Below are 13,671 nucleotides of genomic sequence, written 5' to 3' on the forward strand. Positions count from 1 at the left end.
CCCGTGAGCGACAACAACATCTCCAGGCGGCGGCTGCTGGGTAGCGTGGGTGCCGCCGGTGCCACCGGACTGGCGCTCGGCGCCGCGGGCGGTGTCGTCTCCGGCGCCACCGCCTCCGACGACACCCTCGCGGCGCTGACCGCGGTCGGCTCCACCGGTGTCGCCTTCCACGGCGAGCACCAGTCCGGCATCACCACCCCCCTCCAGGCCCGCGGCCATCTGATCGCCTTCGATCTGGCACCGGGTGCGGGCCGGAGCGAGGCCGTCGCGCTGATGCGCCGCTGGTCGGCGCTGGCCGCCGAGCTGATGGCGGGCCGCCCGGCCGCCGAGGGGGACACGGGGGTCGCCCTGGACGCGGGACCCTCGTCGCTGACGCTGACATTCGGCTTCGGCCGCACCTTCTTCGACCGGACGGGCCTGGCGGCGCAGCGGCCGGCGGAGCTGGACCCGCTGCCGAACTTCTCGTCCGACCAGCTCGACGCCAAGCGCTCCAACGGCGATCTGTGGGTGCAGATCGGCGCCGACGACTCCCTGGTCGCCTTTCACGCGCTGCGCGCGGTGCAGAAGGCGGCGGGTGCGGCGGCCCGCGTGCGCTGGCAGATGAACGGCTTCAACCGCACCCCCGGCGCCACCGACAGGCCGATGACCGCCCGCAACCTCATGGGGCAGGTCGACGGCACCCGTAACCCCAAGCCGTCCGAACCCGACTTCGACCGCCGGATCTTCGTCCCCGCGAAGACCGCGCACCCGTGGATGGCCGGCGGCTCGTACGCGGTCGTGCGCCGGATCCGGATGCTGCTCGACGACTGGGAGCAACTGACGCTGAAGAAGCAGGAGCAGGTCATCGGTCGGCGCAAGTCCGACGGCGCGCCCCTGACCGGCGGCTCCGAGACCACCGAGATCGCGCTCGACAAGACGGGCCCGGACGGCAGGCTCGTCGTTCCCGACAACGCCCACGCCCGAATCGCCGCACCCGAACAGAACGGCGGGGCGGCGATGCTGCGGCGCCCGTTCTCCTTCCACGACGGGATCGCGGCGGACGGGACACCGGACGCGGGTCTGCTCTTCATCTGCTGGCAGGCCGATCCGCTGCGCGGCTTCGTGCCGGTGCAGCGCAAGCTGGACCGGGGAGACGCCCTGTCTCCCTTCGTCCGGCACGAGGCGAGCGGGCTGTTCGCGGTGCCCGGAGGTCCCCGGGAGGGTGAGTACGTGGGGCAGCGGCTCCTGGAGTCGTGACTCCCGCGCGCCCATTAGGGTGACCGTATGTCAGCCACGCGCTACACCTATCTGGGTCCCGAGGGCACGTTCACCGAGGCCGCCCTCCGTACGCTCCCGGAAGCGGCCACCCGCGAGCTCGTTCCGATGGTGTCCGTGCCGGCGGCTCTGGACGCCGTACGGAACGGGGACGCCGCAGCGGCCCTCGTCCCGATCGAGAACTCCGTGGAGGGCGGCGTCACCGCCACCCTCGACGAGCTGGCGTCCGGCGAACCGCTGATGATCTACCGCGAGGTGCTGCTGCCGATCGCCTTCGCGCTGCTGGTGCGGCCGGGCACCAAGCTGTCCTCGGTGAAGACGGTGACCGGGCACCCGGTCGCCCAGCCCCAGGTGCGCAACTGGCTGCGGACCCATCTGCCGGACGCCCTGTGGGAATCGGCGGCCTCCAACGCGGACGGTGCGCGGCTGGTGCAGGAGGGCCGGTACGACGCCGCCTTCGCCGGGGAGTTCGCGGCGGCGACCTACGGGCTCGAGCCGCTGGTGACCGAGATCCACGACGCGGAGAACGCGGAGACCCGGTTCGTCCTGGTGGGGCGGCCCGCGAGGCCCGCGGCGCCGACCGGCGCGGACAAGACCTCGGTCGTCATCTGGCTGGGCGACGACCACCCCGGCGCCCTGCTCGAACTGCTGCAGGAATTCGCCGTGCGCGGGGTCAACCTGATGCTCATCCAGTCACGGCCGACGGGCGCGGGCATCGGGAACTACTGCTTCGCCGTGGACGCCGAGGGGCATATCTCGGACCGCCGGGTGGGCGAGGCGCTGATGGGCCTCAAGCGGATCTGCCCGAAGGTGCGTTTCCTCGGTTCGTATCCCCGTGCGGGTGTCGCACCACAGGACGTACGGGCGCTGCGACGGGGCACCACGGACGAGGAATTCACCTCGGCCTCCGACTGGCTGGCGCGCTGCCAGGACGGCCGGGCCTGACCGGAAACCGCGCAGCCGCTGCGGCGCTGCCTGACCGGAAACTGTCCTACCTGCTGATTTTTCGTTGTCCACAGAAGTTATCCACAGGCTCGGGTCTCGACCTGGGGACAAGTCGACAACACCATCCGACATGGTCGACAAATCGGCCCAGTCACCCCACTTCCATCCACAGGGCGGCAGGTCGCCCATGTCATCCGCTCGTCACCTCCCTTTCATTGATCAACTCTTTGGAGCGAGCAATTCCCACCCGAATGAGTGTGTGGGGTGGGTTTGGGAGGGGAATCCCTCGGCTCGCGCGAAGCCCCAGGAATGATCACTTCCGCGATCCACAGTTCTCCCACACAGCCTGTGGATAACTTTGTGAAGCGCCGCATCCCTGTGGACAACAGCAGGTCAAGTTCCGCATCCCGCAAGGGAACTGGGTCAATTCCCCCCTTCGCCGAATGCCCCGTTTCGGCGAATAGCGGCTTGTTCATTGACGGTTGACCCCGGTATTGACGATCGACCTCGGCGATTTGCCCGAGAGCCTGAGAGCTTGCCCAATTCCGGCAATACGGACAAAGTGACACGCGCGGTATATCGATGGCGTTGCGGTGAGTGGGCACCGGTAGCCTGGTGGGGTGATTGACCTTCGCCTGCTCCGTGAGGACCCCGACCGTGTTCGCGCCTCCCAGCGCGCCCGTGGAGAGGACGTCGCCGCCGTCGACGCCCTGCTCTCCGCCGACGAGCGACGCAGGTCCTCCGGCGTCCGCTTCGACGAGCTGCGCTCCGAGCAGAAGGCTCTCGGCAAGCTGATCCCGAAGGCGTCTCCCGAGGAGCGCGCCGAACTGCTCCAGCGGGCCGAGCAGCTGAAGACCGAGGTCAAGGCGGCGGACGCCGCGCAGGACGAAGCCGACGAGGAGACCAAGCGCCTCCTGCTCCAGCTCGGGAACCTCGTCCACCCGGACGTCCCGGTCGGCGGCGAGGAGGACTTCGTCGTCCTGGAGACGCACGGCACCATCCGCGACTTCGGCGCCGAGGGCTTCGAGCCCAAGGACCACCTGGAGCTCGGCGAGGCACTGGGCGCCATCGACGTCGAGCGCGGCGCCAAGGTCTCGGGTTCGCGCTTCTACTACCTTACCGGGATCGGCGCGCTGCTGGAGCTCGCTCTGGTCAACGCGGCGATCGCGCAGGCGAGCGAGGCCGGCTTCGTGCCGATGCTGACCCCCGCGCTGGTCCGCCCGCGCGCCATGGAGGGCACCGGATTCCTCGGCCAGGCCGCGGAGAACGTGTACCACCTGGACAAGGACGACCTCTATCTCGTCGGTACCTCCGAGGTGCCCCTGGCGGCGTACCACATGGACGAGATCATCGAGGCCGACAAGCTGCCGCTGCGGTACGCGGGCTTCTCGCCGTGCTTCCGCCGTGAGGCCGGTACCTACGGCAAGGACACCCGCGGCATCTTCCGGGTGCACCAGTTCGACAAGGTCGAGATGTTCTCCTACGTCGCCCCCGAGGACGCGGAGGCCGAGCACCAGCGTCTCCTGGACTGGGAGAAGCAGTGGCTGACCGGCCTGGAGCTGCCGTTCCAGGTCATCGACGTCGCCACCGGCGATCTCGGCGCCTCGGCCTCGCGCAAGTTCGACTGCGAGGCGTGGATCCCGACCCAGGGCAAGTACCGCGAGCTGACGTCCGCGTCGAACTGCGACGGCTTCCAGGCCCGCCGTCTGTCGGTCCGCATGCGGGACGGCAAGAAGGTGCAGCCGCTCGCGACGCTGAACGGCACGCTGTGCGCCGTACCGCGCACCATCGTGGCGATCCTGGAGAACCACCAGCTCGCCGACGGTTCCGTGCGCGTACCGCCGGTGCTGCGCCCCTACCTCGGCGGCCGGGAGATTCTGGAGCCGATCACCAAGTGAGCTCGGCCCCGCCGCTCCCGTACCGGCTGATCGCCACGGACCTCGACGGCACTCTCCTGCGCGAGGACGACAGCGTCTCGCAGCGCACCCGCGACGCACTCGCCGCGGCCACCGCGGCGGGTGCCGCGCACATCGTCGTCACCGGACGCGCCGTGCCCTGGACCCGGCACATCCTGGACGACCTCGGCTACGAGGGCCTCGCGGTCTGTGGCCAGGGCGCGCAGGTCTATCACGCCGGTGAGCACCGGCTGCTGACCTCCGTGACGCTCGACCGGCAACTGGCGGGGCTGGCCCTCGCCAAGCTGGAGGCCGAGGTCGGCCCGCTGGCCCTGGCCGCGAGCCGTGACGGTCTCGACGGTGAGGTGCTGGTCGGCCCCGGCTACCGCGTCCAGGAAGGCCCGCTGCCCGTGCTGGCCTACGAGGACCCTGCCGAGCTGTGGTCCGCCCCCCTGAACAAGGTCTACATCCAGCACCCGGGACTCGACGACGACGCCCTGACCAAGGTGGCCAGGGCGACGGTCGGCGGACTGGTCGACGTGGTGATGGCCGGGCAGGGCGTGGTCGAACTGCTGCCGCTGGGGCTGAGCAAGGCGACGGGTCTGTCGCTGGCCGCCCGCCGGCTGGGACTGAAGGCGGCGGACACGATCGCCTTCGGCGACATGCCGAACGACATCCCGATGTTCGCGTGGGCGGCGCACGGGGTGGCGATGGCGAACGCACACGAGGAACTCAAGTCGGTGGCGGACGAGGTCACCTCGTCGAACGACGCCGACGGCATCGCCGTGGTGCTGGAGCGCTGGCTCGGCTGACGCGTTCGGCCCGTGCGGGCCTGCGGCGTGCCGGCCGAGGTCCGCGTCGGCCGGGGCGCGGCGTACGGCTCTCGGCGAAGGCGCCGGGCGCGACCTGCGTACGGGGCGACCTGCGTGCGGCGGAGGATGCGCGGATCGAACGCGCGCGGGGCTCGCGCCCCGACGACGGCTTAGCAAGCCGCTGCCTTACCACTCGGCCAATCCTCCGGGAGGGGGCGGCCCGCGCAGATGCGCGCTCGAAGCGGCCGCCCCCGGACAGCTGCTCGCGGGCGGCCTGTGGAGTCTCGGTGGCTACTCCACTGCCTGCCCGGCGCTGCCCTGACGGGAGCTCGACGGACTCGTACTCTCGGTCATCGTCGCGCTCCTCTCCCGGTAGGTGGTACCGATCGCACTGGTGTGCCCCGGCCCGACCACTGTGCCGGGCCGGGGCGGTCCCGCGCCACCGAATTACCGGCGGCGCGGGCACTGCGTCCCCGCGGTCGTTTCCGCGGTTCGGTCAGCGGCGCCTGCGACGGCGCAGATCCCTCAACTGACGGGCGAAGTCGTCCATCCTGGCGTCCATGCGCAGCATGTCGTCGGACAGTTCGCACAGTCGGTTGCTCATCGCCCCGACCACCCGGTTGGTGGCATCCAGCCGCTGGTCCAGGGAGTCGAGCCGTTGCGACATCCGGTTGAGGACCGGACCGAGTTCACACAGCGCCGTGCCGACGCCGGCAATGCACTGCTCGACGGCGGTGACGCGCCGGTCGAGCGAGGCGTGGGCCTCTCGCCATCCCTCCTCGGCGTCGAGGAGGTAGGTGCGCACGCGGCGGGCGATGTCACTGTCGCGCAGGAGCATCGCGATGTTGAGCACCGTCCGGCGAGTGAAGAGGGTGAGGCTGGAACGGCGCTGTGGATAACTTCCCGGATCGGCCGCCGATGAGAGGGACAACTTGTCCCTCTGATATTCGCCCAGGTCAGAGCCCCGAAGGATCCGCATCCCGTTCTCGGTGAGCTCCTCTCGATGCCTCTGGGTCAACTTCTTGATGACCTCTGTGGATACTTCGAAGTACCGCGCAACGCCCTCTGTGGATACGTGCACGTTGTCAGGGAGCAGAGCGAGCGCCTTGACCTTGTCGAGTGCTTCGACACACCCCTGGACGCTGTCGCGCATCGCGCGCGATTCGAGCAGGGCACCTTCTGGTGGCATGAGCATGCCTTCTGTTCGGGGAGCTGACAGTGGACAGCCCTCTCCCCGGGCACAGGGGTGGAGGTCGGCTCACGGTGCAACTCACTCAATGACCGTTCCGGGCGCAGTCCCTGCCCTCACGGCAATCCCCGACTTCACGAACTCTCGACGCCACTCACTCCAGTTGCCTCCACGCACCGAGGACAACGAGCCGATAAACGTACAGTTACGCGAAATGCGTCGGCCCCCGCCTGTCCTGGCGGGGGCCGACGCACCTGGCGATGTCTCCGGTGTGGTCTCCGGGGTCGCTGTCTCTCACTCCTCGCCGGCGAGCTTCAGCACCCGCAGCTTCTGGCCCGCGTACCACGTGGCCGCGACCGTGACACCGGCGAGCAGCACCGCTGCCAGCGGTAGCCCGACGTCCGAGCCGATCAGGCCCTCGCCGCCGATCTTCTCGGCGAGCGCGAGCGCCCACTGCTGGACGCTCAGGGTGCGGGCGCCCGGCACCAGGCTGCCGAACAGCGTCTCCCACACCAGCGCGTAGACCAGGCCGATGACGACCGCGTGCCGGCTGACCGTGCCCAGGAGCAGGAACAGCGCGCTGTAGGCGATCGAGGCCACGAGCGCCGCGACCGTGTAGGCGATCGCGACCTGCTGACCGTTGCCGTTGAGGATGAACCCCGCGATGAGGGTGGGGATGGCCGAGAAGGCCATCGTCACGGCGATCGCCACGATCAGCTTGGTGAAGATGATCGTCGGCCGCTTCACGGGCTTGGCCAGCAGATAGACGATCGAGCCGTCGTCGATCTCGGGACCGATCGCTCCGGTGCCCGCGATGACACCGATCAGCGGCACCATCGTGGCGATGGCGAAGCCGCCGAGGACGTCGGAGGCGACCTGGTCGTCGACGCCGTTGAAGGTCCGTACCGCCACCGCGATGACGAGCAGCAGGGCGGGCAGCACGAACAGGATCGCTGCCCGGCGCCTGCCGAGCACGGCCCGATAGGTGAGCCGGGCGACTGTGGGGTTGTACATGACGTCACAGCTCCTTTCAGGCCGCTACGAGGTAGGAGAAGACCGACTCGAGGGACTCGTCCGAGGGCGAGACCGTGAGGAGCCGGATGGAGTGCTCGCGGGCGACCCGCGGCAGCAGTTCGGTGAACCTGCCGAAGTCGACGGCCTGGATGCGCAGCGCGCCCTCGGCGAGGTCGACCTCGATGCCGGCAGTCGACGGGTCGGCGATCAGGGCCGCGGCGAGCGCCCGGTCGTCGCTGGACCGTACGAGATAGCGGTGCGGCCGGTCCGTCATCAGCCGGCGGATCTTCCGGAAGTCACCGGACGCGGCATGCCGTCCGGCGACGATCACCTCGATGTGGGAGGCGAGTTGCTCGACCTCCTCCAGGATGTGCGAGGAGAACAGGACTGTGCGCCCCACGGCTCCCATGCGCCGCAGCAGATCCATCAGCTGCATGCGCTGGCGCGGGTCCATACCGTTGAAGGGCTCGTCGAGCAGCAGTACCGACGGGTCGTGGACCAGCGCGGACGCCATCTTCACGCGCTGCCGCATGCCCTTGCTGTACGTCGAGATCTTGCGGTCCTGCGCGTACTCCATCTCGACCGTCGCGAGCGCCTTCTGGGCCTCCTTGGCGCCCAGGCCGTGCAACTCGGCGTTGGCGACGACGAATTCGCGGCCGGTGAGGAAGTCGTACATCGCTTCCCGCTCCGGTACGACGCCGATCTGGCGGTAGACGGACTCGTTGCGCCAGATGGCATGGCCGTCGAGCGTGACGCTTCCCGTGGAGGGGGCGAGGAAACCACCCATCATGTTGATGAGAGTGGACTTTCCGGCGCCGTTCGGGCCGAGCAGACCGGTGACGCCGGGGCCGACGGTCATCGTGACGTCGTTGACGGCCACGACATTGCCGAACCACCGCGAGGTGTGCTCGATGTTGAGAGTAGTCACAGCCCGACCTTTCGGTAGCGGCGCATCAGGACGGCGTAGCAGCCGGCGACGAGCGCGAGGACGACCAACAGATAGACCACGCCCGCACCGGCGCCCGGTCCCGCTTCACCCGGGAAGGCGGAGGTGGCTCCGAGGAAGGCGGTCTGCACGCCGTCGATCAGGGTGACCGGCGAGAACAGGCCGAGCCACTTGATCGCCCCGGCCGAGCCGGTCTCCCAGGCGATGGCCTGGACGGTGGAGACGGCGCCGTAGGTGATCGTGAAGGTCGCGATGACGGCGGCGACGCCGAAGCCGCGGCGCGGTGTGAGCGCGGCCATCACCAGGCCGAGTCCGCCGAAGAGCACCGAGAGGAGCGCCACCGAGACCATGCCCTGTGCGAAGCCCTTCGTCTGGTCCATGAAATCCATCTTGGCCAGCAGCGAGCCGACGTAGAGGATCACCAGCGGCGCCGCGGTGAGGACGAACAGCGCGGACGCCATCGCCCCGTACTTCGCGAGGACGTAGTCGATCCGCTCGATCGGGCGCGAGAAGTACAGCGGCACCGTCTTGAAGCGCAGGTCGCGGGAGACGGACTGCGGTGCCTGCGCGGCCAGATAGAGGCCGATGACCGCCTGGGTGACGATCGCGTAGCGCGTGTAGTCGAGGGGGAGGTCGTTCATCTTGGTGGTGACGGCGACCGCCACGATGATCGCGGCGGGCACGCACATCACCGCGAAGAGGATCATCGGCAGCACCTTGGACTTCGCCGAACGGCCGAGGCCGTAGGCGCCGCGCAGCGACTGCGAGTACAGCGAGCGGCGTGCGTAGGCACGGCCGAGGCGCTGGCCCTCGTAGTTCCGGTAGCCGATGTTGTGGATACGGGTGGTCTCGGGGACCGTTCCGGACAACTCCGTGCTCATCGGGCCTGCACCTCCATCGCCTGTGCCGCTGCCTCCGGGCGGAAGACCTCCGCGATGTGGTGGCGTCGCTGTTCCATCCGTACGAGGCCGAGACCGAGGCCGGCGACGGTGTCGCGCACGACGTCGTACGTCTCCTCACCGGTGGCCTCGATCAGCAGGATGTGGCCGGCTCCCGGCAGACCCTCTTCCACGCCCGCGTGCAGCGTGATCCCGGCGGCCGCCAGTGCCTCACGGAGCGTCGCGGTCCCGTCGGGATGCTTGTCCGTGTCGGTGACCTCGACCGCGAGGGTCGTGGTCGTCTGGGTGAAGTCGCTGGTGGAGCTGGACCGCAGGAGCGCGCCGCCGTCGATGACGACGACGTGGTCACAGGTGCGCTCGAGTTCACCGAGGAGGTGCGAGGTGACCAGGACCGAGATCCCGAAGTCGGTGTAGACGCGCCGGATGAGGCCGAGCATCTCGTCGCGGCCCACCGGGTCGAGGCCGTTGGTCGGCTCGTCCAGGAGGACCAGCTTGGGGTCGTGGACCAGGGCCTGCGCGAGTTTCACCCGCTGTTTCATGCCGGTCGAGTAGCCGCCGATGGGGCGGTACCGCTCCTCGTAGAGGCCGACATGCCGCAGGGTGTCCGCGGTGCGCTCGCGGGCGGCCGTCGCCGGCAGCCCGGACATGCGCGCCATGTGGACGACGAACTCGGTGGCCGAGACGTCGGGCGGCAGGCAGTCGTGCTCGGGCATGTAGCCCACCTGCTCACGGATGGCGCCGCCGCTGGTGGCGACGTCGAGGCCGAGCACCGCGGCCCGGCCTTCCGTGGCGGGGGACAGACCCAGCAGGATCTTGATCAACGTGGACTTGCCGGCTCCGTTGGCGCCCACCAGACCGGTCACACCGGGTCCGATGTCCAAGGAGAGCCGGTCAAGAGCGGTCACCCGGGGGAACCGCTTGCTCAGGCTTTCGGTCGCGATCACAGTCACAGTTCGAAGGTAGTGGTGCACGACACAGGGAGCGTCAACCCTGACGGCTGTATCCGTGTCCGACTCCAGAGGTACGGACCCGTAGGGGCATGCGACCACAGTGCCGCGCGGCGGTCGGGGGCGCGGCGGCGTTTTCCACAGGCTTCGGCACGGGTCTTGACGTAGCCGCCGGGCATTGTCACATTCATCAGTGTCAAGTTACGGGCACGTACTGCATCCGACACGGGACGGACAGTGGCATGACCTCAGCAGTGGCAGGCGAACTCACCGCGGAGCTGCGGGGGTTCAGAGACGTGCAGCGGCTCGCCTACGACTGCGCGGAAGCGGTGGCGGCGCAGCTCAAGCCGGGCGTGACCGAGCGCGAGGCCGCGCGCATGCAGCGGGAGTGGCTGCGGGAGCGCGGGGTGCGGGACTGGTTCCATCTGCCGTTCGCCTGGTTCGGCGACCGCACGGCCTTCGTCGGCTTCCGCGTGCCCCTGCAGTTCTTCCCCACGAACCGCGTGCTCGAAGCGGGCATGCCCTTCATTCTCGACATGGCTCCGGTGCACAGGGGCTTCACCGCGGACATCGGCTATTCGGGCTGTCTGGGCCCGAGCCCGCTGCACAGCAAGCTGCTCGCCGATCTGCGGGCACACCGCGAGCTGATCCTGCGCGAAGTGCGGGAGCGGCGATCGCTGCGCGAGATCTACGAGGACGTGGAGCGCCTCATGGTCCGCCAGGGGTACGCCAACCGGCACCGCGCGTATCCCTTCGGCGTGATCGCCCACAAGATCGACCGGGTGAAGGACCGGCGCTGGTCACCGAACCTCTTCGGCTTCGGCACCCAGTCGCTGAAGGGGCTCGCGAGCGACGCGCTGCACGGTCATCGCGACGGCTGGTCACCGCTGTGGAGCCCGTACAGGTTCTCCGACCACCCGCCCCGGCCGGGGCTCTGGGCGGTCGAACCGCACCTCGGATTCCGGGGCACGGGCGCGAAGTTCGAGGAGATCCTGGTGGTCACCGACTCCAGGGACCCCGAGCAGAGCGCGTTCTGGCTGGACGACGATCTGCCGCACGTGCGGCGCTGGGCGGAGGACGCGTGAGTCTCGAAGGGGCGCGGGAGCGCAGGGTGCGTACGGGAGGAATCGAGCTGTGCGTCGCCGAACTGGGCGACGCCGACCGGCCGACGGTCCTCCTCGTGCACGGTTACCCGGACAGCAAGGAAGTGTGGTCCGAGGTCGCCGGACGGCTGGCCGACCGCTTCCATGTGGTGCTGTACGACGTGCGGGGGCACGGCCGCTCGACCGCGCCCACCCCGCTGCGCGGCGGCTTCACGCTGGAGAAGCTGACGGACGACTTCCTCGCCGTCGCCGACGCGGTGAGCCCCGGCCGGCCGGTACATCTCGTCGGACACGACTGGGGCTCCGTGCAGGGCTGGGAGTTCGTCACGCTGGAGCGCACGGAGGGGCGCATCGCTTCCTTCACCTCCATGTCCGGCCCGTCGCTCGACCACTTCGGGCACTGGATCAAACAGCGGATGAGCCGGCCCACCCCGCGCAGGGTCGGACAGCTCCTCGGCCAGGGCGCCAAGTCCTGGTACGTGTACATGCTGCACACGCCGGTGCTCCCCGAGCTCGCCTGGCGCGGACCGCTCGGCAGGCAGTGGCCGAAGATCCTCCGGCGCATGGAGAAGTCGTCAGCCGCCGACTACCCGACGCCCTCGCTCCCCCAGGACGCCGCCCACGGCGCCTGGCTGTACCGCGACAACGTCCGTGCCCGGCTGCGCCGACCGCGTCCCGACGCGTACGCCCACGCGCCCGTTCAGCTCATCACGCCGACCGGAGACTTCTTCCTGTCGGAGCGGCTCTACGACGACCTGGGCACCTGGGCACCACAGTTGACGCGCCGGACGCTGCCCGCCAGGCACTGGATCCCGCGCACCCGTCCGGATCAACTGGCCTCTTGGATCGATGAGTTCGTGACCCAGCACGAGGGCAGCCCGGCAGGCACGGCAGCGCCGGTGACCACGGCCCGGGGCGCCCACGCCGAGCGGTTCGGCGGGCAGCTCGTGCTGGTGACGGGCGCGGCCAGCGGCATCGGACGGGCGACCGCCTTCGCGTTCGCCGAGGCCGGGGCCCGGGTCGTGGCCGTGGACCGCGACGCGGAGGGTGCGGCGAGGACCGCGGAGATGTCCCGGCTCATCGGGGCGCCCGAGGCATGGGGGGAGGCGGTGGACGTCAGCGACGAGGAGGCGATGGAGAAGCTCGCCGACCGGGTCGCCACCGAGTACGGCGTGGTCGACGTCCTGGTCAACAACGCGGGGATCGGTCTGTCCGGCTCCTTCCTCCAGACCACGTCCGCGGACTGGAAGAAGGTCCTCGACGTCAATCTGTGGGGCGTCATCCACGGCTGCCGGCTCTTCGGGCGGCAGATGGCCGAGCGCGGGCAGGGCGGCCACATCGTCAACACCGCGTCGGCGGCGGCCTATCAGCCCTCCAGGGCGCTGCCCGCGTACAGCACCTCCAAGGCCGCGGTGCTGATGCTCAGCGAATGTCTGCGGGCCGAGCTCGCGGGTCAGGGGATCGGGGTCTCGGCGATCTGTCCGGGCTTCGTCAACACCAACATCACCTCCACCGCGCGCTTCGCCGGTGTCGACGAGGCCGAGGAGCAGCGGCGCCAGAAGAAGTCCGCCCGGCTCTACGGTCTGCGCAACTACCCGCCGGAGAAGGTCGCCGACGCCATCCTGCGCGCCGTCGTACGGAACCAGGCGGTGGTGCCGGTGACGCCCGAGGCCCGCGGCCTTCGCTTCATGTCCCGTTTCACGCCCAGGACACTGCGCGCGATCGCCCGGCTGGAGCCGCCGCTGTGAACACCGAGGAGCAGACCGGTCACAACGCCATCACCCCGCGGCGGGTCTCGTTCGACTGGGACGGGACCCCGCTGCACTGGATACCGGACGAGCCCGTCGCGACCCATGTGATCAATGTGCTGCATCTGCTGCTGCCCGCCGGGGAGCGGTGGTTCGTCAAGGTGTTCAAGGAAGCCCTGCCGTTGGTGTCGGACCCGGTGCTGCTGAAGGACGTCAAGGGCTTCATGGGGCAGGAGGCCACCCACAGCGTGCAGCACTCCCATGTGCTGGACCATCTGGCGGCCCAGCGGCTCGCCACCGAGGACTTCACCCGGCACGTCGACTTCCTCTTCGAGAAGCTCCTCGGCGAGACACCGCCGTTCAACGCCCCGGTGCCGCCCCGGGAATGGCTGCGGTTCCGGCTCTCGATCATCGCGGCGATCGAGCAGTTCACCGCGGTGCTGGGCGACTGGGTGCTGCGCGCCGAAGGGCTCGACCGTGCGGGCGCCGACGAGATCATGCTCGACCTGCTGCGCTGGCACGGCGCGGAGGAGGTCGAGCACCGGGCGGTCGCCTTCGACATGTACCAGCACTGCGGAGGCTCGGGGCTGCCACGCTACGCACGCCGCATCGAAGGCATGGCGGTCACCACCCCGGTGTTGCTGTGGCTCTGGGCCTGGGGCACGGCGTACCTCATCCGTCACGATCCCGAACTGGCGGGCCGTCTGCGCTACTCCCTGCGTGAGCACAACCGCGCGGTCGCCAAGGGGCTGCTGCCCACCTGGCGCGAGCTGGGCGCCGCGATACCCCGCTACTTCCGGCGGTCGTACCATCCCTCGCAGGAAGGTTCGCTGCGCAGGGCCGTCGACTATCTCGCGACCTCGCCGGCGGCCCGCGCCGCGGCGGGGGCGGTGGGCCGCGCCGCCCTGTCGTAGGCGGT

At 69.7% G+C, this 13,671-nt stretch carries 12 protein-coding genes and 1 tRNA gene; 7 read left to right on the top strand and 6 right to left on the bottom strand.

The genetic code is table 11. From position 1 onward, the window contains the following. The first annotated feature begins 3 nt into the window (after positions 1-3). The 4 genes from efeB to ACFWU3_RS13070 all read left to right on the top strand — a co-directional run bounded on the left by efeB (position 4) and on the right by ACFWU3_RS13070 (position 4,906). Positions 4-1,236 carry an iron uptake transporter deferrochelatase/peroxidase subunit gene (gene efeB, locus ACFWU3_RS13055; RefSeq protein ID WP_384435410.1) on the top strand — a complete coding sequence of 411 codons (1,233 nt, stop codon included), beginning with the start codon at positions 4-6 and terminating at the stop codon, positions 1,234-1,236. A 27-nt stretch (positions 1,237-1,263) separates the two neighbouring features. Further along, positions 1,264-2,199 carry a prephenate dehydratase gene (gene pheA, locus ACFWU3_RS13060; protein WP_384435414.1) on the top strand — a complete coding sequence of 312 codons (936 nt, stop codon included), beginning with the start codon at positions 1,264-1,266 and terminating at the stop codon, positions 2,197-2,199. Between the two features lie 620 nt (positions 2,200-2,819). Further along, on the top strand, positions 2,820-4,097 hold the full coding sequence (gene serS, locus ACFWU3_RS13065; RefSeq protein ID WP_384435417.1) for a serine--tRNA ligase: 1,278 nt from the start codon (positions 2,820-2,822) through the stop codon (positions 4,095-4,097). Next, positions 4,094-4,906 carry an HAD family hydrolase gene (locus ACFWU3_RS13070; protein WP_384435420.1) on the top strand — a complete coding sequence of 271 codons (813 nt, stop codon included), beginning with the start codon at positions 4,094-4,096 and terminating at the stop codon, positions 4,904-4,906. The genes serS and ACFWU3_RS13070 overlap by 4 nt, the downstream gene beginning before the upstream one ends. A gap of 120 nt (positions 4,907-5,026) precedes the next feature. Here ACFWU3_RS13070 and ACFWU3_RS13075 read toward each other — a convergent pair. The 6 genes from ACFWU3_RS13075 to ACFWU3_RS13100 all read right to left on the bottom strand — a co-directional run bounded on the left by ACFWU3_RS13075 (position 5,027) and on the right by ACFWU3_RS13100 (position 9,898). Further along, a tRNA-Ser gene (locus tag ACFWU3_RS13075) sits at positions 5,027-5,113 on the bottom strand. A gap of 289 nt (positions 5,114-5,402) precedes the next feature. After that, positions 5,403-6,095 (bottom strand): hypothetical protein, encoded by a 693-nt coding sequence (locus ACFWU3_RS13080; RefSeq protein ID WP_384435423.1) that lies wholly within the window; start codon positions 6,093-6,095, stop codon positions 5,403-5,405. 294 nt (positions 6,096-6,389) lie between these two features. Next, positions 6,390-7,109: an ABC transporter permease gene (locus tag ACFWU3_RS13085; protein WP_384435426.1), complete on the bottom strand. Its 720-nt coding sequence runs from the start codon at positions 7,107-7,109 to the stop codon at positions 6,390-6,392. Between the two features lie 16 nt (positions 7,110-7,125). Beyond that, a complete protein-coding gene (locus tag ACFWU3_RS13090) occupies positions 7,126-8,037 on the bottom strand; it encodes an ABC transporter ATP-binding protein (RefSeq protein WP_384435429.1) in 912 nt (303 codons plus the stop codon). Beyond that, positions 8,034-8,936: an ABC transporter permease gene (locus ACFWU3_RS13095; RefSeq protein WP_384435432.1), complete on the bottom strand. Its 903-nt coding sequence runs from the start codon at positions 8,934-8,936 to the stop codon at positions 8,034-8,036. Before ACFWU3_RS13095 ends, ACFWU3_RS13090 begins: the two co-directional genes overlap by 4 nt. Beyond that, entirely contained in the window at positions 8,933-9,898 is a 966-nt protein-coding gene (locus ACFWU3_RS13100) for an ABC transporter ATP-binding protein (protein ID WP_313948946.1), read from the bottom strand. Before ACFWU3_RS13100 ends, ACFWU3_RS13095 begins: the two co-directional genes overlap by 4 nt. A 245-nt stretch (positions 9,899-10,143) precedes the next feature. Here ACFWU3_RS13100 and ACFWU3_RS13105 point away from each other — a divergent pair, with 245 nt between their 5' ends. Genes ACFWU3_RS13105 through ACFWU3_RS13115 form a run of 3 tightly spaced genes read left to right on the top strand, consistent with a single transcriptional unit; the run spans position 10,144 to position 13,666 of the window. Next, complete coding sequence (locus ACFWU3_RS13105) at positions 10,144-10,986, top strand: M24 family metallopeptidase (RefSeq protein WP_384435435.1); 843 nt, start codon at positions 10,144-10,146, stop codon at positions 10,984-10,986. Beyond that, on the top strand, positions 10,983-12,752 hold the full coding sequence (locus ACFWU3_RS13110; protein ID WP_384435438.1) for an SDR family oxidoreductase: 1,770 nt from the start codon (positions 10,983-10,985) through the stop codon (positions 12,750-12,752). The genes ACFWU3_RS13105 and ACFWU3_RS13110 overlap by 4 nt, the downstream gene beginning before the upstream one ends. Further along, the gene (locus ACFWU3_RS13115; protein ID WP_384435441.1) at positions 12,749-13,666 is read left to right on the top strand and encodes a metal-dependent hydrolase; all 918 of its coding nucleotides are present in this window, start codon (positions 12,749-12,751) and stop codon (positions 13,664-13,666) included. The genes ACFWU3_RS13110 and ACFWU3_RS13115 overlap by 4 nt, the downstream gene beginning before the upstream one ends. Positions 13,667-13,671: the final 5 nt, after the last annotated feature.

It is taken from the genome of Streptomyces sp. NPDC058685 (genome assembly GCF_042714725.1).
GTDB lineage: Bacteria > Actinomycetota > Actinomycetes > Streptomycetales > Streptomycetaceae > Streptomyces.

What these genes read in the sequence shown, in the direction of transcription:
- ACFWU3_RS13080 (WP_384435423.1), bottom strand. Translation starts at nt 6,095, where the DNA reads ATGCCACCAGAAGGTGCCCTGCTCGAATCGCGCGCGATGCGCGACAGC.
- ACFWU3_RS13095 (WP_384435432.1), bottom strand. Translation starts at nt 8,936, where the DNA reads ATGAGCACGGAGTTGTCCGGAACGGTCCCCGAGACCACCCGTATCCAC.
- pheA (WP_384435414.1), top strand. Translation starts at nt 1,264, where the DNA reads ATGTCAGCCACGCGCTACACCTATCTGGGTCCCGAGGGCACGTTCACC.
- ACFWU3_RS13105 (WP_384435435.1), top strand. Translation starts at nt 10,144, where the DNA reads ATGACCTCAGCAGTGGCAGGCGAACTCACCGCGGAGCTGCGGGGGTTC.
- ACFWU3_RS13085 (WP_384435426.1), bottom strand. Translation starts at nt 7,109, where the DNA reads ATGTACAACCCCACAGTCGCCCGGCTCACCTATCGGGCCGTGCTCGGC.